This is a genomic window from Winogradskyella sp., assembly GCF_028289625.1.
GTDB lineage: Bacteria > Bacteroidota > Bacteroidia > Flavobacteriales > Flavobacteriaceae > Winogradskyella.
The window spans coordinates 1-21,268 of sequence record NZ_JANQOM010000011.1; the positions used below are offsets into that span (position 1 = coordinate 1).

The 21,268-nt window shown below is 35.7% G+C and carries 22 protein-coding genes and 1 tRNA gene; 13 read left to right on the top strand and 10 right to left on the bottom strand.

Annotation, left to right across the window (positions count from 1 at the left end; all coding sequences use genetic code 11):
• Positions 1 to 22 precede the first annotated feature (22 nt).
• A tRNA-Ala gene (locus tag Q0992_RS01620) sits at positions 23 to 99 on the bottom strand.
• 79 nt (positions 100 to 178) lie between these two features.
• Positions 179 to 976, bottom strand: coding sequence for a universal stress protein (locus Q0992_RS01625; RefSeq protein ID WP_299519695.1), 798 nt, complete (start codon positions 974 to 976; stop codon positions 179 to 181).
• Positions 977 to 1,086: 110 nt separating this feature from the next.
• Here Q0992_RS01625 and Q0992_RS01630 point away from each other — a divergent pair, with 110 nt between their 5' ends.
• The 5 genes from Q0992_RS01630 (at position 1,087) to Q0992_RS01650 (ending at position 4,485) form a co-directional block, all read left to right on the top strand.
• A complete protein-coding gene (locus tag Q0992_RS01630) occupies positions 1,087 to 1,587 on the top strand; it encodes a GNAT family N-acetyltransferase (protein ID WP_299519697.1) in 501 nt (166 codons plus the stop codon).
• Positions 1,584 to 2,921 (top strand): MATE family efflux transporter, encoded by a 1,338-nt coding sequence (locus tag Q0992_RS01635; RefSeq protein ID WP_299519699.1) that lies wholly within the window; start codon positions 1,584 to 1,586, stop codon positions 2,919 to 2,921. The genes Q0992_RS01630 and Q0992_RS01635 overlap by 4 nt, the downstream gene beginning before the upstream one ends.
• A 36-nt stretch (positions 2,922 to 2,957) precedes the next feature.
• Positions 2,958 to 3,137, top strand: a complete 180-nt coding sequence (locus tag Q0992_RS01640; protein WP_299519851.1) for a hypothetical protein — start codon at positions 2,958 to 2,960, stop codon at positions 3,135 to 3,137.
• Positions 3,138 to 3,215: 78 nt separating this feature from the next.
• Positions 3,216 to 3,668: a 6-carboxytetrahydropterin synthase gene (locus tag Q0992_RS01645; protein WP_299519701.1), complete on the top strand. Its 453-nt coding sequence runs from the start codon at positions 3,216 to 3,218 to the stop codon at positions 3,666 to 3,668.
• A 10-nt stretch (positions 3,669 to 3,678) separates the two neighbouring features.
• A complete protein-coding gene (locus Q0992_RS01650) occupies positions 3,679 to 4,485 on the top strand; it encodes a UDP-2,3-diacylglucosamine diphosphatase (protein WP_299519847.1) in 807 nt (268 codons plus the stop codon).
• Here the strand turns inward: Q0992_RS01650 and Q0992_RS01655 are convergent.
• The 3 genes from Q0992_RS01655 to Q0992_RS01665 are packed head-to-tail and all read right to left on the bottom strand — an operon-like array spanning position 4,482 to position 7,896.
• Positions 4,482 to 5,756 (bottom strand): MFS transporter, encoded by a 1,275-nt coding sequence (locus tag Q0992_RS01655; RefSeq protein ID WP_299519703.1) that lies wholly within the window; start codon positions 5,754 to 5,756, stop codon positions 4,482 to 4,484. The two genes, Q0992_RS01650 and Q0992_RS01655, sit on opposite strands and share 4 nt — an antisense overlap.
• A 5-nt stretch (positions 5,757 to 5,761) precedes the next feature.
• Positions 5,762 to 7,453: a single-stranded-DNA-specific exonuclease RecJ gene (gene recJ / locus Q0992_RS01660; protein WP_299519705.1), complete on the bottom strand. Its 1,692-nt coding sequence runs from the start codon at positions 7,451 to 7,453 to the stop codon at positions 5,762 to 5,764.
• A gap of 5 nt (positions 7,454 to 7,458) precedes the next feature.
• Positions 7,459 to 7,896, bottom strand: coding sequence for an OsmC family protein (locus Q0992_RS01665; protein WP_299519707.1), 438 nt, complete (start codon positions 7,894 to 7,896; stop codon positions 7,459 to 7,461).
• Positions 7,897 to 8,033: 137 nt separating this feature from the next.
• Here Q0992_RS01665 and Q0992_RS01670 point away from each other — a divergent pair, with 137 nt between their 5' ends.
• Together Q0992_RS01670 and Q0992_RS01675 are read left to right on the top strand one after the other, a co-directional pair.
• The gene (locus Q0992_RS01670) at positions 8,034 to 8,636 is read left to right on the top strand and encodes a carboxymuconolactone decarboxylase family protein (protein WP_299519709.1); all 603 of its coding nucleotides are present in this window, start codon (positions 8,034 to 8,036) and stop codon (positions 8,634 to 8,636) included.
• Positions 8,637 to 8,710: 74 nt separating this feature from the next.
• Positions 8,711 to 9,508 (top strand): MipA/OmpV family protein, encoded by a 798-nt coding sequence (locus Q0992_RS01675; protein WP_299519711.1) that lies wholly within the window; start codon positions 8,711 to 8,713, stop codon positions 9,506 to 9,508.
• Positions 9,509 to 9,579: 71 nt separating this feature from the next.
• Here Q0992_RS01675 and Q0992_RS01680 read toward each other — a convergent pair whose 3' ends face one another.
• The 5 genes from Q0992_RS01680 to Q0992_RS01700 all read right to left on the bottom strand — a co-directional run bounded on the left by Q0992_RS01680 (position 9,580) and on the right by Q0992_RS01700 (position 13,882).
• Positions 9,580 to 11,457: an ATP-binding protein gene (locus Q0992_RS01680; protein ID WP_299519713.1), complete on the bottom strand. Its 1,878-nt coding sequence runs from the start codon at positions 11,455 to 11,457 to the stop codon at positions 9,580 to 9,582.
• Positions 11,458 to 11,466: 9 nt separating this feature from the next.
• The gene (locus Q0992_RS01685) at positions 11,467 to 12,033 is read right to left on the bottom strand and encodes a uracil-DNA glycosylase family protein (RefSeq protein WP_299519715.1); all 567 of its coding nucleotides are present in this window, start codon (positions 12,031 to 12,033) and stop codon (positions 11,467 to 11,469) included.
• Positions 12,034 to 12,105: 72 nt separating this feature from the next.
• Positions 12,106 to 12,780 carry a 16S rRNA (cytidine(1402)-2'-O)-methyltransferase gene (gene rsmI, locus Q0992_RS01690; protein ID WP_299519717.1) on the bottom strand — a complete coding sequence of 225 codons (675 nt, stop codon included), beginning with the start codon at positions 12,778 to 12,780 and terminating at the stop codon, positions 12,106 to 12,108.
• A complete protein-coding gene (locus tag Q0992_RS01695; protein WP_299519719.1) occupies positions 12,780 to 13,136 on the bottom strand; it encodes a DoxX family protein in 357 nt (118 codons plus the stop codon). Before Q0992_RS01695 ends, rsmI begins: the two co-directional genes overlap by 1 nt.
• Positions 13,136 to 13,882: a hypothetical protein gene (locus tag Q0992_RS01700; RefSeq protein WP_299519721.1), complete on the bottom strand. Its 747-nt coding sequence runs from the start codon at positions 13,880 to 13,882 to the stop codon at positions 13,136 to 13,138. Before Q0992_RS01700 ends, Q0992_RS01695 begins: the two co-directional genes overlap by 1 nt.
• 173 nt (positions 13,883 to 14,055) lie before the next feature.
• On the opposite strand from Q0992_RS01700, the gene Q0992_RS01705 reads away from it, so the two are divergent.
• The 6 genes from Q0992_RS01705 to Q0992_RS01730 all read left to right on the top strand — a co-directional run bounded on the left by Q0992_RS01705 (position 14,056) and on the right by Q0992_RS01730 (position 21,263).
• Positions 14,056 to 14,712 carry a thymidine kinase gene (locus tag Q0992_RS01705; RefSeq protein ID WP_299519723.1) on the top strand — a complete coding sequence of 219 codons (657 nt, stop codon included), beginning with the start codon at positions 14,056 to 14,058 and terminating at the stop codon, positions 14,710 to 14,712.
• Positions 14,696 to 15,802, top strand: coding sequence for an alanine racemase (alr, locus tag Q0992_RS01710; protein ID WP_299519725.1), 1,107 nt, complete (start codon positions 14,696 to 14,698; stop codon positions 15,800 to 15,802). Before Q0992_RS01705 ends, alr begins: the two co-directional genes overlap by 17 nt.
• Positions 15,803 to 15,874: 72 nt before the next feature.
• Positions 15,875 to 16,276: a large-conductance mechanosensitive channel protein MscL gene (gene mscL, locus Q0992_RS01715; RefSeq protein ID WP_299519727.1), complete on the top strand. Its 402-nt coding sequence runs from the start codon at positions 15,875 to 15,877 to the stop codon at positions 16,274 to 16,276.
• Between the two features lie 193 nt (positions 16,277 to 16,469).
• Positions 16,470 to 17,459: an aspartate-semialdehyde dehydrogenase gene (locus Q0992_RS01720; RefSeq protein ID WP_299519729.1), complete on the top strand. Its 990-nt coding sequence runs from the start codon at positions 16,470 to 16,472 to the stop codon at positions 17,457 to 17,459.
• A 180-nt stretch (positions 17,460 to 17,639) separates the two neighbouring features.
• Positions 17,640 to 19,805, top strand: coding sequence for a prolyl oligopeptidase family serine peptidase (locus tag Q0992_RS01725; RefSeq protein ID WP_299519731.1), 2,166 nt, complete (start codon positions 17,640 to 17,642; stop codon positions 19,803 to 19,805).
• An 84-nt stretch (positions 19,806 to 19,889) separates the two neighbouring features.
• The gene (locus Q0992_RS01730; protein WP_299519733.1) at positions 19,890 to 21,263 is read left to right on the top strand and encodes a hypothetical protein; all 1,374 of its coding nucleotides are present in this window, start codon (positions 19,890 to 19,892) and stop codon (positions 21,261 to 21,263) included.
• Positions 21,264 to 21,268 lie beyond the last annotated feature (5 nt).

Consider the following 21,268-nt stretch of genomic DNA (forward strand, 5'->3'; position numbering starts at 1 on the left):
CTCACATCACTGTGAAGCTTTTTGGTGGAGCATATCGGAGTCGAACCGATGACCTCTACGCTGCCAGCGTAGCGCTCTAGCCAGCTGAGCTAATGCCCCAAATCTTAGCGCTAGCAAAAATAAACTTTATTATGACAAATGCTATATGCCAACAAAAGTAATTCTGGCTTAATTAAAATTATTTAAGTCCACTCAACACCAAAACAGGAATATTGGAGCTATGAAAGTCTTTCTTTAAAATGATATCTTCTTCCCATAGTTTTGAGAAAAACCCACGATGACGCCTTACCACGCACAATAAGTCCGGACTGTGATTCTTGTAGTGCTCTAACACCGCTTGAAACGTTGTTGGACTTTCGACCTTTGTGGTGTTGGTAATCAGGCTCTTTAACTCGTCATTCAATTCAAAATCACCTGAATTATGATATGGTGTCTTTACCAACAAGATATTAAGGACAGATTTAAATTGATCTTTTATGCTTTGCAAAGGCTTCAAAACACCTTCCTTTCTTATGATAGCCGACTTTATCGCCAAGAGCATTTTTACAATAGGTTTATACACATACCCTTCTGGTACAATTAAAGCAGGGATTTGTGTACGCTTTACAATCTTACCCGACGTTTTTCCTAAATACACCTCATCGCTAATAGAATTGGTTCTAGGCTCTAAAATGATTAAATCTACATTAAGGGCTTCACAAACCTTTTCTATAGTATCGACGAGTTTTCCTTTAAATGTTTTGGCAATCACCTCAATACCTTTAGTATCTATAGAGGCAATATGAGACTCTAAGAATGCCATAGACTCACGCTCAAGAATATGATCGACTTTAATCATGGTTCCTGCTTTGGTATAAACATTATATATTTGAATCACATATAGTTTTGCGCCAAATGTCTTAGCAAAGTCTACCGCATACTGTAAATGCGATTGTGCGTTTTTGGATGACCCAACAGGAACTAAAATCGTTTTCATAATTTAAATTTATTATTAAAGTAAATGTTATGTAAACAACGCTTTAAGATAACAGAAATGGTATCTACTAACGCCCATTATGGGCTTTGGGGCAAAAGTACACATTATAAATGATACGTAAAGGTAATACAGAAGATATAGAATCAGTAATGGATTTAACCAAAGCATGCGCCAAAGCCATGATAGCCAAGGGCATATATCAATGGAATGAACACTATCCTAATGCATTGGCTTTTGAAAATGATGTTAACCGAAATGAGCTTTATGTATTGGATATTAATGGGCAAGTAAAAGGCACTATTGTGATGTCTACTTTTATGGATGAAGACTATTTTCCAGTTGAATGGCTCACTAAAAGCGAAAACAACATCTATATTCATCGTTTGGCCATTCATCCAGAGCTTCAAGGCCAAGGTTATGCACAACAGTTGATGGATTTTGCAGAGCAGTTCGCTATAGACAATAACTATAGTTCTATAAGATTAGATACCTTTTCACAGAATAAAAGAAACCAAAAGTTTTACGAACTTCGCGGCTATAAACGATTAGGAGATATTTACTTTCCCAAACAGAGTGAATACCCTTTTCATTGTTACGAATTGGTCCTTTGAGCACAACAAATATTTCTTTAAAACATATCAATAAGCTGGCTATACCAGCACTGATTTCTGGTGTATCTGAGCCTATCCTATCCTTAACCGACGCAGCAATCATCGGTAATATGGATTACGACGCCACAGAATCACTTGCGGCTGTGGGGATTGTTACTACATTTTTATCTATGCTCATTTGGGTTTTGGGACAAACACGTAGTGCCATTTCCTCAATTGTATCACAATATTTGGGAGCCGATAAACTGAGCGAAGTCAAAAATCTTCCGGCGCAAGCCATGTTTATCATTACATCCTTAAGTCTTTTAATCATTCTAGCGACCTATCCGTTTGCTGCACAAATCTTTAAACTTTATAATGCTTCCAACCTAATTTTAGACTACAGTGTGGATTATTACCAAATCCGTGTTTTTGGGTTTCCATTTACGTTGTTTACCATAGCTGTTTTCGGCACTTTTAGAGGGCTTCAAAACACGTATTACCCCATGCTTATTGCCATTACAGGAGCGGTAGCTAATATCATTCTCGATATTGTTTTGGTTTATGGTATTGAAGGGTTTATTCCTGCTATGCATATTAAAGGTGCAGCTTATGCGAGTGTAATGGCACAGGTTATCATGGCTTCTCTTTCTGTATATTATATTCTTAAAAAAACCGATATCCCGTTATTGGTCAGATTTCCGTTTAATCCAGAAATTAAGCGCTTTATATGGATGATTATCAATTTATTCATTAGGACTATTGCACTTAATGTAGCGCTGTACTTTGGTACAAGTTACGCCACAAAGTATGGCACTACTTATATTGCGGCTTACACCATTGCCATCAACCTTTGGTTTTTAGGTGCCTTTCTTATTGATGGTTACGCCAGTGCTGGCAATATCTTATCTGGTAAACTATTTGGTGCAAAGCATTACAAAAGTCTAATTACATTGAGTAATAAACTCATAACCTATGGTGTTGTTGTAGGCCTCATTATTGGAAGTATTGGCGCGCTACTTTACTCTCCCATAGGGCAACTATTTACGGATGATAAAGCCGTTTTAGATGAATTTTACAAAGTGTTCTGGATAATTTTAGCCATGCAACCTTTATGTGCACTAGCCTTTATTTTTGATGGTGTTTTTAAAGGTTTAGGCATGATGCAATACCTTAGAAATGTCTTGCTGTTTTCGACACTATTGGTGTTTATTCCTGTGATTTTCTGGACCGACTTTATGGATTACAAATTGTATGGCGTTTTTACAGCATTCACCCTTTGGATTATTGCTCGTGGACTACCATTAATCATAAAATTCAGAAAAACATTTAAATCACTTGCACAAAACACGTAAATTTGGCCGATAAATCGATAGTTAAGTATAAAAGCATTGATTAGAGCATTTATTTACGTATTACAAGAGGTTGACATCGACCAAAAGTTGAAGGACGCGCCAGACGACAGCTATGCTATTGGGGTCTTTATAGGTAAATTATTGCCATTTGTGGTATTGGTTATTATCGCTTATGCGATTTACAGATATAATAAAAACAGAATAAAAGACGACTAAAATGGGAAACGGACTCTTTCTAATTTTAGCAATTGTACTGATTATCATCTACTTTTATAATAGAAACAGAAGACGTTAATGAGCAACATACGAATTACAAAACAGTTTTCATTTGAAGCTGGCCATGCGCTTCATGGTTACGATGGAAAGTGCAAAAATTTACACGGCCACAGTTATCACTTAGACGTGACTGTAATTGGTACTCCAATTGAAGATAACACCAATGTCAAGTTTGGTATGGTTATCGATTTTGGGGATTTGAAGAAAATCGTCAAAGACGAAATTGTCGATGTATTTGACCATGCCATGATTTTCAATAAAAATACACCACATTTAGAATTAGCAAATGATTTAAAAAGCCGTGGCCACGACATCATTTTAGTAGATTATCAGCCAACGACTGAAATGATGGTGATTGACTTTGCAGAAAAAATAAAACGTCACTTACCAAACACTATAAAATTGCATTCCTTAAAACTTCGAGAAACGGCTACCAGCTTTGCTGAGTGGTATGCCAGTGACAATGAGTAAGAATAACCACATAGAAATACCATCAGGCAAAAAGATTTATTTTGCTTCAGACAATCATCTTGGAGCACCTAACATGGAAGCCTCTAGGCCTCGTGAAAAAAAATTTGTGTCTTGGTTAGATGAAGTTAAACAAGATGCTGCTGCTATCTTTCTTATTGGTGATCTGTTTGATTTTTGGTTCGAATATAAAACTGTTGTTCCTAAAGGCTTTACGAGAACACTTGGGAAATTAGCTGAAATTAGTGATTCTGGTATTCCAATCTATTATTTTGTGGGTAACCACGATTTATGGATGAATGGTTATTTTGAAGAAGAATTAGGTATTCCTGTATATCACCAACCACAGGAATTTACATTTTCTATGGAGGCTGAGACTCTCGAAGCCTTTTCGGTCACTTCGGGAACCTCAATGACCAGTACCTCTTTTTTTGTTGGTCATGGTGATGGTTTGGGGCCAGGGGACAAAGGCTATAAACGCATGAAAAAAGTCTTTACCAATCCAGTTTTTAAATGGCTATTCCGTTGGTTACATCCAGATATTGGCGTAAAAATTGCACAATATTTATCGGTGAAAAATAAACTGATTTCTGGAGACGACGATGCCAAATTCTTAGGAGAAGAAAATGAATGGCTAGCGCTTTACAGCAAACGCAAACTCAAAGAAAAACATCGCGACTTTTTTGTTTTTGGACACCGACACTTACCCTTAGAGATTAAGCTTAGTGAGACATCAAAGTATGTCAACTTAGGCGATTGGATTTCTTACTATACCTATGGTGTTTTTGATGGAGACAACTTTGAGCTTAAAAAGTATTAAGCCTTTATGTCTTCGTAGTGATCTTCAATATCTTTTTGTAAATCCAGTTCGCGTAATGGTTTGTTTCTAAGACTCATTACTACAACCGTTAATAGGGTTACTGTACCACCTAACATTACGGCTAAGGGAGCACCAAATAGCTTTGCTGCAATACCGCTTTCAAGTGCACCCAGTTCGTTTGAAGATCCCACAAACATAGAATTTACGGCCCCAACGCGTCCACGCATGTTGTCTGGGGTTTTAAGTTGTAAAATCGTTTGACGTACAACCATGGAAATACCATCAAAAACACCAGAAAAGAATAAAGCCACAACACTGAGCCACATTAATTTTGAAGCTCCAAAAATGATCATACAGATTCCAAAACCAAATACAGAAACCAATAATTTTTTGCCTGTATTTTTTGTAATGGGAATATAAGTAGTGGCTAGCATCATAACAATACTTCCTGAGGACAATGCGGCATTTAAAATACCGAATCCTTTTGGTCCAGCATCAAGTACATCCTTTGCAAACACCGCAAAAATTGCTACGGCACCACCAAATAGTACAGCAATCATATCTAATGTAAGCGCACCTAGAATCACTTTATCATTAAATACAAACCTAATCCCTGACTTTAAACTCTCTTTTACAGATTCGTTGATGGCTTTATTCAAAATTGGTTTCTGCTTAATCTGTAAAACCAATACTAAAGCTACCATGACTAATAAAAATATAAAGCCTAGTGTATAATGTACACCTATCCAAGCAATCAAAAATCCACCACACAAAGCACCAAAAACACTAGCTCCTTTCCAAGTACTACTACTCCACGTTGCTGCATTTGGATACACCGCCTTTGGAACTAGTAGTGCTATCAATGAAAAAATAGTTGGTCCGAAAAATGCTCTCAGTACACCTCCAAAAAATACCAATCCGTAAATACCAAATAAGATCGTATTCGTTTCCCAAGTCGATTCAACGGTTTCAGAAGTCAGCCAAAATAAGCCAAAACTGATTAAAGAAAATAAGGCAATGCACAGTGTAAATAGATTTCGCTTTTCTTTTTTATCGACAATATGACCAGCAAAAGGTGCTAGGAAAAAAGCTGGCAGAAACTCACAAAGGCCAATAATACCAAGCGATAATGGATTTTCTGTCAACGCATACACTTGCCACTCAATCACAACAAATTGCATAGACCAACCAAACACAAGCGCAAATCGCAACCATAGAAAAATATTAAATTCCTTAAACCGTAATGCTGCGTATGGATCGTTTTTCGTCAAAAAAATTAAGGTTTAATATCTTTTAACTTCATCTGTAAACTTACAGTACCATTCCAGTGATTTTCATCAATCGTATAAGCAATATCGAAAGATCGTTGATTCTTAATCAAGTTGATTTTATCTCCCAAACCAAAACCAATAGCTGCGACTTTATCTGCAAAAGATTGTGTTGCAGTAAATCGTATATGCTTATCGTCTTCGCCAACACATTTTCCCCAACCTGTATCTTGTACTCCTTGTGTCATAAATACTGGTGTCATATTTCCTGGTCCAAATGGCGCAAATTGGCGAATAATTCGCATTAATTTATGGTCAATCTGATTTAGATTAATTTCTAAATCCACCTTTAATTCTGGTGTCAACAATTTTGGGTCAATGGTCTCTTTTACAACTGACTCAAACTTTGCTTTAAAAGCATCATAGTTTTCAAGCAATAAGGTTAAACCAGCTGCGTATTTGTGCCCTCCAAATTGCTCGATATATTCTGAACAGGCTTCCAATGCATTATACACATCAAACCCTTTCACAGATCTTGCAGATGCTGCCAATTTATCTCCACTTTTTGTAAACACTAAAGTAGGTCTGTAATAGGTTTCAGTCAAACGCGAAGCTACAATACCAATGACTCCTTTGTGCCAATTCTCATTATAAACCACAGTTGTAAATCGGTCTTGCTCATTGTTGTCTTCAATCTGAAGTAAAGCTTCCTCCGTAATTTGCCTATCTACTTCTCGTCGATCTGAATTAAACTGATCAATATCCACGGCATATTCTGCAGCGAGATTAAAATCAGTTTCCGTTAAGAGTGTTACTGCGTGATTACCGTGCTTCATTCGCCCTGCTGCATTAATGCGTGGTGCAATGATAAACACAACATCCGTAATGGTCAACTCTTCTTTTTTAACTTCAGCAATAATCGCTTTCATGCCAGCTCTAGGTTTGGTATTTATGACTTGTAATCCTAAATAGGCTAAGGCTCTGTTTTCACCAATAATAGGTACGATATCAGCACCAATAGCCGTGGCGACTAAATCGAGATACTCTACTAAATCTTCAGCGGTTTGCCCTTCTTTACTTGCTAAAGCTGTAATTAACTTAAATCCTACACCACAACCACAGAGCTCTTTAAATGGATAGTCACAATCCTGGCGCTTAGGGTCTAAAATAGCTTCGGCTGCTGGCAATTCATCACTAGGTCTGTGATGATCACAAATAATAAAATCAATGCCTTTTTCTTTAGCATAAGCAACCTTATCAATGGCTTTAATGCCACAGTCCAAGGCGATAATCAAAGAAAAGTCATTATCGTGCGCAAAATCAATGCCTTGATATGAGATGCCATAGCCTTCATCATAACGATCTGGAATATAAGTTGCAATAGTATCTGTTTTGGTTTTTAAGTAGGATGATATCAAAGCGACAGCCGTAGTACCGTCCACATCATAATCACCATACACCAAAATATTCTCACCATTAGCTATCGCCTTTTCGATTCTATCGACTGCCTTATCCATATCCTTCATCAAGAATGGATCGTGCAAATCATTAAAGCTTGGTCTGAAGAAGGTTTTGGCCGCTTCATAGGTGGCAATATTGCGCTGCAACAATAAGGTGGCAACAATATCATCAACTTGAAGCGCTTTTTTTAGGGCTTCAACTTTTGAAGTTTCTGGTTTTGGCTTAAGTGTCCAACGCATAAAAACTAAATATCACGCTTAGTGCCTATATGATACACAATCTCGGTTTTTATCTCAGCAAAACGTCTGAACATCTCCATCACGCCACAGTACTTTTCTACAGAAAGAGTTACTGCACGTTCGCATTTCTTTTTGTTTAAGTCTGACCCATAGAAATGGTACTCAACTTCAACGGAATGGTAGTATTTAGGATGCTCTTCTGTGAGTTCTCCAACCACTTCAATCTTAAAATCGTCAATATCCTCATTCATTTTATCTAATATAGAAATCACATCCAAAGCAGAACAACCAGCCAAGGATGCTAGCATCATAGCTTTAGGTGATAAGCCATAGCGTTCATTTTGACCTTCAATATCCGTATCCATAATCACTGTCTTACCACTTGGATTATCTGATTCAAAGGTTAATCCCCCTTGCCAATGCGTTACGATTTTATCTGCCATTTTTAAGTACTTAAAGTTTTGCGTGTCTAAAGTACTTAAAGTCCTTGGTCAATACAAACTTAACTTTAATACACATTATCCATTTTTACTTATTAACTTTAGGCACTTTAAGTACTTCTAACTTTTAAACTTTAAAAATGGCATTAGTAACTCCGTTATCTCCAGAACACGATTTAGAAACCAAAGCATTAGCCGAATTTTTCAATGAAACCCTTGGCTTTTGCCCAAATTCGGTCTTAACTATGCAGCGTAGACCTGCTATTTCTAAAGCGTTTATTAATTTGAATAAAGCCGTTATGGCCAATGAAGGGCGTGTGACCTCAGCATTAAAACGCATGATTGCTTGGGTAAGCAGTAACTCCACAGGATGCCGCTATTGCCAAGCCCACGCCATACGAGCTGCTGAACGCTATGGCGCTGAGCAGGAACAACTCGATAACATTTGGGATTACAAAACACATCCTGCATTTTCTGAAGCTGAACGTGCAGCTTTAGATTTTAGTCTGGCCGCCTCTTTGGTGCCAAATGCGGTTGATGCTGATATTAAACAGCGCCTGTACGAACATTGGGACGAAGGTGAAATCGTAGAGATGCTCGGTGTGATTTCTTTATTTGGCTATTTGAACCGTTGGAACGACTCTATGGGCACTGATATCGAAACTGGGGCTGTTGAAAGCGCTGGTCAATATTTAGGGAAACACGGTTGGGAAAAAGGAAAACATGACGGGAGTAAATACTAGTACTTGAGGTCATAAAAGCTTTAATTTAGTGACGAATACTATTCTATAAAATGATTAATAGTAGCTATAATAATATGAAGTTTATAAGATTGATAGCCTTTTTAATAGTTTTAATTCTGGACACTGTAAATGAGACAAATGCTCAAACAGCTAATACTGAAGCTCCGATTAAAAAGTTAAACCTTTTTGTAGGTGGTGGAGTTGCTCTTACGCAACAATATGAAGGGTCAAATCGTTTTTTAACAATTCCTTCTTTAGTAGTTAATGCTAGTTGGATATCTGGTCAGTACATAAGATTATCTCCAATAGGTCTTGATGCTAATATTCTTAGTAACAAAAATTGGGAGTTTGGTCCTAGGATACGGTTTATATTACCGCGCAACGACAATATTGTAGACCAAGCGCAAGTAAGCCAACTAGAGGATTTAAATTTCTCAACTCTATTGGGACTTTTTGGTCGCTATAAATTTGCTAAGGGTTTTGATTTAAAAATTGAATATATTCATGATATTTTTGGTGTTAGTGACGGTGGATTTGCTAATTTAGAATTTGGTTACACCTTACGTAAACGACGTTTGATTACACGTTTCGCACTTCTTAACTCTTATGCCACCGATAATTACATGACCACTTATTTTGGCGTTAATGCACAAAATTTAGGTACAAGCACATTGCCCAATTACAATATTGAAGCTGGTATTAAGGATGTAGGATTTAGAATAACTCCCACATACATCATTAATCAAAAATGGATGCTAACAGGTGTTTTAGGGTTTAGGCGTCTTTTGGGTGATGTGGCGGATAGTCCACTCATTCAAGTGGGTAGTGAAAACCAGTTTATTGGAGGATTAGCGTTTTTGTATAGACTTTAATCTTTGATGATGTGTTCATTAGGAATTAAACGAGTTTAAAGGAAAGCGCCTCGCCAGAAATGGTGAGGTTTTTATTTCTTAATAAACTTGAATAAGTTTTCAATTATAATTTTTAAAGTGTCGTTATCTTTTATGAAATCTTCATATTTATAATGTGAATTAATTACAAAATTGGCCAATTTTATTTTGTAATCATTTTTTAATGTTCCTGAATCAGCTTTAAAAGCTCTGTGATTCTTCTTGGGAATATTATTATTTAAAAGCAAAACTTCATAAAATTTCCCTAACCCAACTTTATCATAATTACTTTTATCAAATTCAATTTCTTCTAATATTTTTTTATTCTTTATATCCTTTACTAAATGAATTAAGAAACCCTTAATTATGTCTTTAGGCAATAAGTTTTCTATTTCCTTTAGTTCAGTATTTTGATAATAAAAGTTCTGGTTCTTTTTTGCATTCTCTTCTAATAATTTTCTTCTCTTTCCTTTTGCTGAACGCATGTCCACATTATCATTATCTGCTAAAAGATAAATTTTGTTAGATAGAGCAAATGAATTAATTTTATCTCTTACAGTTTCTTCATCAAACTCAATGTCATTACCAAATAAATAGTGTTCAATTAAATTACCCCCGTACTCAAAAAAAGAATAATCAATATCTTCTTTAAGCCATTGATTCTTTTTTTCAAATATTAAACTCAATAATTTAGAGATATACTTCCTGTCTGTTGGTCCCTCTACCCATATAGACGTATTGGAAAGAAATACTGACGAAGTATTTACACCTAAAATATCTAAAACATCCTTACTCGGTTTAATATCAGTTTTTATTTTGAATTTTTCTTCTTCATTTTTCTCAAATTGGAAAATTGAAACTTGTTGGCTCAACAATGTAGTATCAAGAAAATGATTAGAATGAGTTGTGAAAAAATATCTTAGGTTTTTTCTTTTTAGATAGTCGTCATACAAAAGTGTTTGAATAAATATTCTTTGTAAACCAGGATGTAAATTTATTTCTGGTTCTTCAATAAAAAACCATTCGTTTTCACCAGCTGTAAAAATGGGAAATAATAAAACAATTATAGATTGAATTCCATCACCTAAGTTATGAATGGGATACTCTACCTCATCTATTGAAAACAACAACTCACCTTCCTTTGTGTTTGATGTTATTTCTACTTCTTTATTTTCAAAAAAATGTCGAGATAAGAACATTTCAAATTCTTTGATTTTCTTTCGTTCTTGGGTGGGTGAGGTTTTTAGATCCAAAACCTTATTAAATAATTCTAAACCTGTAAAAACATTCTTATTAATGTCATAGTTTATTTTAATTGTTTCTTTAAAATTACCTGTTTGAAGGTATTTATTAACATGAACACTTCTTAATATAGGTATATATCTTTTTGAGCTAGGTCTATTAATTTTGATAAACCTTAAATCTTCAATTATACACCTAAAACGAAAGCAAAAATCTAATTCATCTAATTGTTGAGCATTTATTCTATTTAAAAACTTCAATTTATCTAACCTTATAAATTCTTTATCAAAAAAATCAATGCATGTTTGATATTTAGAGAAATTTGCTAATAATTCTTGAATGTTTATGTTGTTAAAAGGTATTAGTTGTAAATGTGAATTAACTCTAGCCCTAAAATTTATCGATAGCTTACCTAAAGTATTTCTACTATATCTGTTATATTCTATGATTTTTTTCGATATACATGTTTCATTATTAGAAATAAAATCTGGTTTATTAGGAATTTTAAGTAAGCCTCTCAAAAATCTACTTTTGCCTGAATTATTAGCACCTACAAATAGATTTATTTGATTAAATTTCAAGTAGGAGTTTTCATTTTGACAACAACTCCAGTCATAAATTATTTTTGTTTTATTCTCAAATATTTCTTTTGGTAAATCAGTTTTTATTTCATCAAAATGTAAATACATCTTTTTTGACTAAGATAATAATCTTTTAATTGTTTCTTTTATCTCAGGCACCACCAATGCTTCAAACCACGAATTTTTAGCACGCCAAAAACGATTGGTCGGTGATGGATGTGGAATGGGAAAGTATTTGGGCAAATAGCTTTTGTAGTCACTAACGCGTTCGGTCAACGTCTTTTTATCCTTTAAATAATAATTCTGTGCATAAGCACCTATTAAAATGACCAACTCCAAATGTGGCATCTTATCAAATAAGGATTTATGCCATTTTGGAGCACATTCAGGTCGTGGTGGTAAATCTCCTGTTTTCGCTTTGCCAGGATAGCAAAAGCCCATTGGGATAATGGCAAAATTCTCGGTATTGTAAAATTGCTCGTCCGTAACATTCAACCATTGTCTTAGTTTCTTACCACTTTGATCATCCCAAGGAATGCCCGATTGATGGACTTTGGTACCTGGCGCTTGCCCAACAATCACAATTTTTGAGTTTGGGTGTGCCGTAACTACAGGTCGTGGACCTAAAGGCAAATGCTCCTTGCAAATCGTGCATTGACTTATTTCGTTTAGAAGATGCTTCATTTTAAAACTATATCCGCGTAGTGAGATTTCTCACTTCGACTGTGCTCAGTGCAGGCTAGATCGAAATGACAATCATTTATTCTTTCCTCCAACCACAATGACGATTTCTCCCTTTGGTGGTTTATTGGTATAATGGTCTAATACTTCTTTTGCAGTACCTCTAATCGTTTCTTCGTAGAGTTTGGTCAACTCTCTAGAAACAGAGACTTTTCTGTCCTCCCCAAAGTACTCGCAAAAATGACCTAAGGTCTTAACCAACTTATGTGGACTTTCGTAAAAAATTAGGGTTCGGGATTCTTCTGCTAATAATTGTAGTCGGGTTTGGCGTCCTTTCTTTACAGGCAAAAAGCCTTCAAACACAAACTTATCATTGGGTAAGCCACTATTCACCAAAGCTGGTACAAAAGCCGTAGCTCCTGGCAAGCACTCAATATCAATATGATGTTCTACACAAGCCCTAACCAATAAAAATCCTGGATCAGAAATTGATGGCGTTCCAGCATCGCTAATTACTGCAATCGATAATCCTGATTTTAATTTTTCTATTAAGCCATCAACAGTCTTATGCTCGTTGTGCATATGGTGACTTTGCATTGGTGTGGCAATTTCAAAATGCTTTAGAAGCTTACCCGAAGTTCTAGTATCCTCAGCTAAAATTAAATCGACATCGTTTAAGACCTCAATAGCTCTAAAAGTCATGTCTTTTAAATTGCCGATTGGTGTGGGTACGAGATATAGTCTGCTCATTAGTCTCTGATATATTTTCCTAAGAAATAGGACGGGAAAATGGCAATGAGCCCATAAAATGAGAAACCAAAAATACCATGACCTGCATAATGATGTGCTGCTGTAGCTAATACCAAATCGAAGAAAAAACCAGCGTAAGCCCATTCGGTTAGCCATTTATTTGGTCGCCATAGAATAATGACCACGCCAATGACCTTTACAACTGCTAACGGAATAACGATATATGTCGGGTAATTAAAGCTTTCAAAAAAACCTTTAATCATTTCCGTCTTAGCAAAGTACATGTAAGCTGAATAAGTGAAAATTCCACATAAAACAGCAGAACTTACCCAGTATATAATTTGTTTAATGCGCATTAATGGAACTTACCCTCAACGATTTCAATAAAGCGCTCTTCATAGTCTTCTTTGCCATCCCAATTATTATAATCTGGTTTTACTAATTGGTAAATAAAACTTCGAGCTTCTTCAAAAGAGGTCGTTGTATTGATTTGAGATATAACGCGGTCATAATCCTCGCCTTTACCCTCAAACAAATGCTTTATAAACGCCAATTTATCATTTAACCCTATTTTAAGGCTATCTCCTTTTAGTTTATCGTTTAACGATTTTTTTGCTTGTTCTGCTTCTCGCTTTTTTGCCTCTTCTATCGGTTCAAATTCAGGTATTTCCGCAAAATCAGGAGATATGTTCTCAAACTCAACAGTAGTCGGTTTTTCTTGGCTTACCGTCTCTTCAATCAACACATCAACCTGCTGGGTTTCTTCGGGCATTTGCGCCACCATGTCCTTGATTTTCTCCATGACGGGTTCCATGATACCATCATCCTCAACCTCATCTAAGTTGACATACGTTTTATTACCTATCTCAATATTATCGCTCACTTTATTATTGAAGGCCGTGTCTAACATATCAAAAAACGAAGAGTCGTTGCCTATGGTCGGCATGTCGTCTTCAAAATTTTCTTGAGCAAATTTTAAGACGGTAAGCTTTTCGTAAAGTTTGGCAACCTCTTCGTGCATTCTATTCACATCTTCTCTTCCTTTTAGTTTTAGAATCCTGTGCGCAATGCTTATTAATTCTGATTCTAATATCTTTTTCATCGGATTACATTTATTTTTTAGTAAAGCCAGATGTTACATCTTTAAACTATGATTTCAATACTCGTTGAAAATAAATAGTAGATGTTTCATCTTAATTGCTTTTGATTTTTAATATTTTTGATTGACCTTTATACAAACGAATTATTACTACGTTTTAGTGCTAAAATTACGAAATGTTTCTTGAAAATACGGTAAATCATAAAGAACAATTTGGGTGGATTGAAGTGATTTGTGGGTCGATGTTCTCTGGTAAAACCGAAGAACTCATTCGAAGATTAAAACGTGCACAATTTGCTAGGCAAAAAGTTGAAATTTTTAAACCTGCTGTCGATATTCGCTATGATGATGATATGGTAGTCTCTCACGATGCCAATGAAATTCGCTCTACTCCAGTACCAGCAGCAGCAAATATTCCTATCTTGGCAGACGGTTGCGATGTTGTTGGTATTGATGAAGCCCAGTTTTTTGACGATGAAATTGTGAGGGTCTGTAATGACCTTGCCAATAAAGGTGTTCGAGTTATTGTCGCTGGGTTGGATATGGATTTTAAAGGTAATCCTTTTGGCCCTATGCCTTACCTTATGGCCACGGCTGAGTATGTGACCAAAGTACATGCCATTTGTACCAAAACAGGTAACTTGGCGCAATACAGTTACCGAAAAGCTAAAAGTGATGATTTGGTCTTGCTTGGCGAAGTCGATGAATACGAGCCCTTAAGCAGAGCTGCATTTTATAAAAGTATGTTGCGCGATAAAGTAAGGCAAATGAAAGTGAAAGACGCCGAAGAGATTAAAGCAAAAGAAAAAAAATCGGATGCCAAAAGCCAATGAAACTGTTCTAGAGATTGATTTAGGTGCCTTAACCCAAAACTTCAATTATTTAAAATCAAAATTACAGCCCAATACGAAGTTTTTAGCTGTCGTAAAGGCCTTTGCATATGGCAGTGATTCCGTTGAGATTGCAAAACACCTTGAAAAACTCGAGGTTGACTATTTGGCTGTAGCCTACACCAAAGAAGGTGTGGTGTTAAGAGATGCTGGTATTACCACTCCTATTCTTGTTTTACATCCTCAGCCTGTAAACTTTAAAACCATTATTGAATACTGCCTAGAACCAAGCATCTATAACGTCAAGGTTTTAAAAGCGTTTATTAAAGTAGCAGAAGAGCAAAAACAAAACAATTATCCTGTACATATTAAATTCAATACAGGGTTAAATCGATTAGGGTTTTGGGAGAGTGATGTAGATTATATTGCATCAAAACTAAAAGCAACAAGGTCGATTATGGCTAAGTCTATCTTTTCGCATTTGGCCGCAAGCGAAGATCTAAATGAAATTGAATTTACAAATCGCCAGATTGAAAGTTTTAAAACAACCGCTAAATCATTCGAAGACCAATTAGGCTATCGCCCATGGCTACATATGTGCAATACTTCAGGAGTGATCAATTATCCTGAAGCACATTTAGATATGGTACGTTGTGGAATTGGGCTTTATGGTTTCGGAAATTCCGCAGAAGAAGATAAAATGCTTAAACCTGTAGCAAGTCTTAAATCGGTTATTTCTCAAATACACATGATTGAGAAAGGAGAAACCGTAGGTTACAATAGAGCTTATACTGCTAAAGGATTTGAAAAAACAGCGACTATACCTATTGGTCATGCCGATGGCATAGGAAGACAATATGGTAACAAAAAAGGCTTTGTATTTATAAATGGTAAAAAAGCGCCGATTATTGGAAATGTGTGTATGGATATGATTATGGTAAATATTACTCATATTGATTGCAACGAAGGAGATGAGGTCATTATTTTTGATGCTAATAACAAGGCTTCAGATTTAGCGGAATCTGCAAATACTATTTCCTACGAAATCCTTACAGCCATCTCACAGCGTGTCAAACGCTATTTTTATAATTAAATTTTATCAAAACTTTAGCATATTAGAATTTTGACTATTTTAGTGACCTATTAATCAATACACTAACTAATTATGCTAAAAGAATTTAAGGAATTTGCAATGAAGGGCAACCTTGTCGACATTGCAGTAGGTTTTGTTATGGGTGCTGCTTTTAAGGAAGTGGTAACTGCATTCACAGGAGGCATTGTCTCTCCATTAATTGGATTGCTATTCGACTCAGACTTTAAGGCCTTAAAATATAAATTAAAGGATGGTGAATTAAATGATGCCGGAGAAATGGTAGGAGAAGTATTTTTAGAATACGGAACATTTATTACCAATGTTATTGATTTTATCATTGTAGCATTTGTTATGTTCCTCGTGGTTAAAGGTGTTAACAAAATGAAGAAGAAAGAAGAGCCAGCGCCTGAGGAACCAGCAGGACCATCTGAAATTGATTTATTAACGGAAATCAGAGATTCGCTTAAGAAGTAAGAAAATATAGCGGCACCGCTACATTATATAATTATTAACCAAACCCAGGCGTAAAGTCTGGGTTTTTCTTTAATCAAGAAATAAAAAGTTAAATAGTTAACATTTTGTTTTTTGTTGTTAAAAGCCTTCATTTTATTTAAAAGAAGGTCGTGTTTTTGTGTAATTTTGTATGATAATTATTTAAAAACTAAAAATGAAAGTAGCTGTAGTAGGAGCAACAGGTCTGGTAGGCAATGTAATGCTTAACCTATTAGAGGAACGCGATTTTCCTGTAGATGAATTATTGGTCGTGGCATCTGAGCGTTCCGTCGGAAAAAAAATAGATTTTAAAGGTGAAGAACTAGAAGTTATTAGTATACCAACCGCTATTGAAAAACGCCCTGATATTGCGTTATTTTCAGCAGGTGGAAGTACTTCATTAGAATGGGCACCTAAGTTTGCAGAAGTTGGCACCACTGTAATAGATAATTCCTCGGCATGGCGCATGGACTTGTCTAAAAAACTTGTGGTTCCAGAAATCAATGCTTCAAAACTTTCAAAAGACGATAAAATAATAGCTAATCCTAACTGTTCTACCATACAAATGGTGATGGCATTAGCTCCACTCCATAAAAAATATAAAATTAAGCGAATAGTCGTCTCAACGTACCAATCTGTTTCTGGTACAGGTGTAAAAGCTGTGGAACAATTAGAAAACGAAATTGCCGGTAAAACAGGAGATATGGCCTACCACTACCCAATTCATAAAAATGCCATCCCCCATTGCGATATTTTTGAGGAAAACGGTTATACCAAAGAAGAAATGAAACTGGTTAGGGAAACTCAAAAAATTCTTGATGATAAAACCATTGCGGTAACTGCTACAGCCGTTAGAATTCCCACGGCAGGTGGGCATAGCGAAGCTGTAAATGTGGAATTTGAAAACGATTTTGACATAAACGAAGTTTGTAAAATCCTAAATGAAACTGATGGTGTTACTGTACAAGACAATTTAGATGTCAACGTGTATCCAATGCCAATGTACGCCAATGGTAAGGATGACGTTTTCGTGGGGAGAATTAGGAGAGATGGGTCCCAACCCAATACGCTTAATCTTTGGATTGTTAGTGATAACCTTAGAAAAGGAGCAGCTACAAATACTATTCAAATTGCAGAGTTTTTAATTGCTAACGCTTTGGTGTAGTTTTAGAGGTTTCTAAATAGCAGTAATTTTTTGTATTTCAACTAAATAATTAATTGTTCAGTAATATTTCTATTTATATTGTTGTCCCGACTTTACCGAAAGTTTTAATACATTTTGACAGCATCAAAATTGATTAATACTTATATTTGAATTTAACGTTGTTATTTTCAAAAAACTATTATGAAGAAACTACTATTAATTACGCTTGCGCTAAGTATTTTTTTTTCCTGTAAAAATGAATCGGAAAAAGTGAACCCAATTATTGTTGATTATCCTGAAACCCAAAAAGTAGATACCGTAGACACCTATTTTGATGTAGCTGTTGCAGATCCCTATCGTTGGTTAGAAGATGACAGGAGTGCCGAGACTGAAGCTTGGGTAAAATCCCAGAATGAAGTTACATTTGGTTATCTAGATAATATCCCTTACCGCGAAGAACTAAAAGAGCGTCTTACAAAACTTTGGAACTACGAAAAAATTGGTGCTCCATTCAAGGAAGGAAATTACACCTATTTTTACAAGAATGACGGGTTGCAAAACCAATATGTTATTTACAGATACAAAAATGATGCAGACCCCTCAACAGCCGAAGTTTTTCTAGACCCAAATACCTTCAAAGAAGATGGTACCATTTCATTAGGAGGTACGAGTTTTTCTAAAGATGGTAAGACGCTAGCCTATTCCATTTCTGAAGGAGGCAGTGATTGGCGTAAAATTTTGGTTATGGATACTGAGACTAAAGAAATTATGGAAGACACTTTAGTTGATATTAAATTCAGTGGGATGTCTTGGTACAAAAATGAAGGGTTTTACTATTCTAGCTATGACAAACCAAAAGGCAGTGAGTTATCTGCTAAAACCGATCAGCATAAAGTATACTATCATAAATTAGGCACCAAACAATCTGAAGACAAGCTCATTTATGGAGGTACAGCAGACGAAAAACACCGCTACATTTATGGAGGCGTAACGGAAGATGACAATTATTTAATCATCACACCAAGAGTATCGACTTCAGGGAATAAATTGTATATTAAAGATTTAACAGTCCCCAATTCACCTTTGGTTGAAGTTTTAGGACATACAGATTCAGATTCTAACATCATAGAAAATGTAGGGTCTAAACTTTATATTATGACCAATCTAGACGCGCCAAACAGAAGGGTCGTAACTGTAGATGCTTCAAACCCAAGTCCTGAAAATTGGAAAGACTTTATCCCAGAAACCGAAAATGTATTGACACCATCTACCGGTGGTGGTTACTTTTTTGCAAAGTATATGGTCGATGCCGTATCTAAAGTTTTGCAATATGATTACAACGGTAATTTGGTAAGAGAAGTTGAATTACCAGGTGTAGGCAGTGCTAACGGTTTTGGTGCCAAAAAAGAAGATAAAGAATTGTACTATTCGTTTACAAACTATGTTACGCCCGGAAGTATTTATAAATATAATATTGCAGAAGGTACTTCTGAGTTATTCCGAAAACCAACAATAGATTTTAATCCAGAGGATTATGTAAGCAATCAGATTTTTTACACATCCAAAGATGGCACCAAGGTGCCAATGATTATTACTCATAAAAAAGGTATAGAGCTCAATGGCAAAAACCCAACGATTCTTTATGGTTATGGAGGCTTTAACATTCCGTTGACCCCTAGTTTTAGTATAGCAAATGCCGTATGGATGGAACAGGGCGGTATCTATGCCGTAGCCAATCTTCGAGGTGGTGGTGAATATGGAAAAGCTTGGCACATTGCTGGTACTAAAATGAAAAAGCAGAATGTATTTGATGATTTTATTGCTGCTGGTGAATATTTAATCAATAACAACTATACCTCATCTGATTATTTGGCCATAAGAGGTGGTTCTAATGGTGGATTATTAGTTGGTGCCACTATGACGCAGCGACCAGATTTAATAAAAGTCGCCTTACCAGCTGTAGGTGTGTTAGATATGTTACGCTATCATACATTTACTGCAGGTGCAGGTTGGGCTTACGATTATGGAACCGCTGAAGATAACAAAGAAATGTTTGAATATCTTAAAGGGTACTCACCTGTTCATAACGTAAAAGATGGTGTAGAATATCCTGCTACGATGGTAACCACAGGCGATCATGACGACAGAGTGGTTCCTGCACATAGTTTTAAGTTTGCTGCGGAACTACAAAGTAAGCAAGCGGGTAATAATCCTACATTGATACGTATAGAAACCGATGCTGGTCATGGTGCTGGTACACCTGTCAGCAAAACCATAGAGCAATATGCAGATATTTATGGTTTTACATTGTATAATATGGGATTTGATGTATTGCCAAGCAAAACCAAAGAAAAGGTGAAAGGTTAGTTTAGGGTATCAATTTTTGCTTTCATTCTAAAAGTAGGGGATTTCTTAACTAGCTGTTGTTATATTATTGTATATTAACACTGTATGAATAAAAAACACATTCTTCACTTGTTTCTAATATGCTTTGTATCGCTGTTTCAATGTTGCAGTAACACAGATGATAATACAACACCGTTAATTACTGAAACCACAGCTGATAATGTGGTATTGGCACAAAATTCTAACGTTGAAATATTTATTTTTGATAATGATGTTAACATCCCTCAAACAGGAACTTTATCTATTAGCTTACCATCATTGGGAATCGCGCAAATACAAAACAACAATACACCAGATAATCCAAGTGATGATTACGTAATCTATACGCCTAATCCTAATGTCGTAGGTGGGGACATGTTTCAATACACTATATGCGGCAATTTGGATAATTGTATTACAGAAGAAGTCTCAATTATTATAACTTCATCTTCTGTTGTTAATATTGATATTGAAAACCTACCTTACGACAACCTATCTGAATACAATTTTTTTCAAGGAGATTTAAAAGATTTAGACCCTAGTTTTGGAGTTGTACCTTACACTTTAAATTCTACATTATTTAGTGATTATGCCAAAAAGAAAAGATTTATTTGGATGCCCAATAACACTAAGGCAACTTATATAAACGATGATGTTCCTCTAGAGTTTCCTATTGGCACTATACTAATAAAGAACTTTTATTACGATAAAGTAATTCCTGATAACAACACCAGAATCCTTGAAACTCGATTAATGATAAATAAGTCTGATGGGTGGATATTTGCTAATTACGTCTGGAATAATGAACAGAACGAGGCTTATTTAGATATGGGTGGAAGCTTTGTAAATTTGGAATGGACCCAAAACGGGGAGTTGAATTCTGTACAATATAGAATCCCTGCCGGCCCTGAATGCCATACATGTCATAAAGTAATGGAAGTGCCCAAACCAATAGGGCCAAAGCCAAGAAACTTAAACCTAGAATATGATTATTCTGATGGTTTAGCTAATCAATTAGATAAACTCATAAGCCTTGGATATTTGGACAGCAATACCAACTCTCAAAGTATTTCTAGATTACCGAATTATAACGACACTTCTGAACCACTTGAGCTAAGAGTTAGGGCTTATTTAGATATTAATTGTGCGCACTGCCATTCTGAAGAGACGCATTGTGCTTACCGCCCAATGCGATTTGGATACAACGATAGTGAAGATTTAACCAACATTGGTGTTTGTGTCGAGCCAGATACAGACTTAGGCCTAGGGCTTGGAGATATCGTAATGCCTGGTGACCCTCTTAACTCTGTATTGTTTTTTAGACTTAGTACTTTAGAAGAATCATACCGAATGCCACTTATGGGAAGGTCGTTGAGACATGAAGAAGGGGTAGATCTTGTAGAACAATGGATAGACCAATTATCAATTCAATGTGAATAATATTA

What these genes read in the sequence shown, in the direction of transcription:
- Q0992_RS01720 (WP_299519729.1), top strand. Translation starts at nt 16,470, where the DNA reads ATGAAAGTAGCTGTAGTAGGAGCAACAGGTCTGGTAGGCAATGTAATG.
- Q0992_RS01680 (WP_299519713.1), bottom strand. Translation starts at nt 11,457, where the DNA reads ATGTATTTACATTTTGATGAAATAAAAACTGATTTACCAAAAGAAATA.
- Q0992_RS01625 (WP_299519695.1), bottom strand. Translation starts at nt 976, where the DNA reads ATGAAAACGATTTTAGTTCCTGTTGGGTCATCCAAAAACGCACAATCG.
- Q0992_RS01665 (WP_299519707.1), bottom strand. Translation starts at nt 7,896, where the DNA reads ATGGCAGATAAAATCGTAACGCATTGGCAAGGGGGATTAACCTTTGAA.
- Q0992_RS01670 (WP_299519709.1), top strand. Translation starts at nt 8,034, where the DNA reads ATGGCATTAGTAACTCCGTTATCTCCAGAACACGATTTAGAAACCAAA.
- Q0992_RS01645 (WP_299519701.1), top strand. Translation starts at nt 3,216, where the DNA reads ATGAGCAACATACGAATTACAAAACAGTTTTCATTTGAAGCTGGCCAT.
- alr (WP_299519725.1), top strand. Translation starts at nt 14,696, where the DNA reads ATGCCAAAAGCCAATGAAACTGTTCTAGAGATTGATTTAGGTGCCTTA.
- Q0992_RS01725 (WP_299519731.1), top strand. Translation starts at nt 17,640, where the DNA reads ATGAAGAAACTACTATTAATTACGCTTGCGCTAAGTATTTTTTTTTCC.
- Q0992_RS01630 (WP_299519697.1), top strand. Translation starts at nt 1,087, where the DNA reads ATGATACGTAAAGGTAATACAGAAGATATAGAATCAGTAATGGATTTA.
- rsmI (WP_299519717.1), bottom strand. Translation starts at nt 12,780, where the DNA reads ATGAGCAGACTATATCTCGTACCCACACCAATCGGCAATTTAAAAGAC.
- Q0992_RS01685 (WP_299519715.1), bottom strand. Translation starts at nt 12,033, where the DNA reads ATGAAGCATCTTCTAAACGAAATAAGTCAATGCACGATTTGCAAGGAG.
- Q0992_RS01705 (WP_299519723.1), top strand. Translation starts at nt 14,056, where the DNA reads ATGTTTCTTGAAAATACGGTAAATCATAAAGAACAATTTGGGTGGATT.
- Q0992_RS01675 (WP_299519711.1), top strand. Translation starts at nt 8,711, where the DNA reads ATGAAGTTTATAAGATTGATAGCCTTTTTAATAGTTTTAATTCTGGAC.
- Q0992_RS01695 (WP_299519719.1), bottom strand. Translation starts at nt 13,136, where the DNA reads ATGCGCATTAAACAAATTATATACTGGGTAAGTTCTGCTGTTTTATGT.
- mscL (WP_299519727.1), top strand. Translation starts at nt 15,875, where the DNA reads ATGCTAAAAGAATTTAAGGAATTTGCAATGAAGGGCAACCTTGTCGAC.
- Q0992_RS01700 (WP_299519721.1), bottom strand. Translation starts at nt 13,882, where the DNA reads ATGAAAAAGATATTAGAATCAGAATTAATAAGCATTGCGCACAGGATT.
- Q0992_RS01730 (WP_299519733.1), top strand. Translation starts at nt 19,890, where the DNA reads ATGAATAAAAAACACATTCTTCACTTGTTTCTAATATGCTTTGTATCG.
- recJ (WP_299519705.1), bottom strand. Translation starts at nt 7,453, where the DNA reads ATGCGTTGGACACTTAAGCCAAAACCAGAAACTTCAAAAGTTGAAGCC.